Raw genomic sequence first — 842 nt, 5'->3', positions numbered from 1 at the left:
CTTTCGCTGTGCTACTGATGAACTTTGCAGCCCCCCTAATCGATGTCTATACGCAACCGCGAACCTTTGGCCATAACAAAGCAAAACGCGGCCCTAAGGCGAAGGTATAAGAATTATGAGCGATATGGATCAAAACGATCAGCCAAACAAAACGCCAAGTACTTTTCAGTCAGCAGTGCGTGCTGCGATTGGTCTCGGCTTATTCGCTATATTAACGGCTGGCTTAGTCGCACTTGTACAAACCAATACGAGTGAACGAATCGCTGAACAAGAAAAGAAAGCTCGTCTAGCGGCCTTATACGCCCTTGTTCCTGAATCTCTGCGTAGCAATGACCTTCTCGCTGATAGCTATTTACTAAGCTATCAAGGCGTCGAACGAGAAGTATTCCTTGCAAAGAAAGATTCGCGTACGACAAGCTTAATTTTCCCATGGACTGCGCCCGATGGTTACACCGCTCCGATTGAGTTACTTATTGCTGTAGGTATTGACGGAGAGTTAATCGGCGTCAGAGTGCTTACTCACAAAGAAACACCAGGGCTTGGCGATAAAATTGAATTGAGCAAGTCAGATTGGATTCTAAGTTTTAACGAAAAGTCTCTATCAAACACAGATACCGAAGCATGGAATGTTAAAAAGGATGGTGGCGAATTCGATCAACTCACCGGCGCGACCATCACTCCACGTGCCATTGTTTCGGCGGTATACGACGCTCTAACTTTTTTCGAGACACACCAAGATCAGCTTTTATCTCAAGCACCAAAATCTAAGCTGAGTCTTTAAAGCCATATTAGGCAGGAATAACGATGTCGAATTTAACTGAAATCAAAACCCTAAGTAAGAA

Annotated in this window: 1 protein-coding gene; it reads left to right on the top strand. The window is 44.5% G+C overall.

The genetic code is table 11. From position 1 onward, the window contains the following. The first annotated feature begins 115 nt into the window (after positions 1-115). Entirely contained in the window at positions 116-781 is a 666-nt protein-coding gene (rsxG, locus tag A3738_RS08250) for an electron transport complex subunit RsxG (RefSeq protein ID WP_082878604.1), read from the top strand. The last annotated feature ends 61 nt before the right edge of the window (positions 782-842 follow it).

This window comes from Oleiphilus sp. HI0066 (assembly GCF_001635725.1).
The sequence above is the reverse complement of the archived record's forward strand: the minus strand, read 5'-3'. Positions and strand labels throughout refer to the sequence as shown.

Coding starts and splice junctions, on each gene's coding strand:
- rsxG (WP_082878604.1), top strand. CDS start 116: ATGAGCGATATGGATCAAAACGATCAGCCAAACAAAACGCCAAGTACT.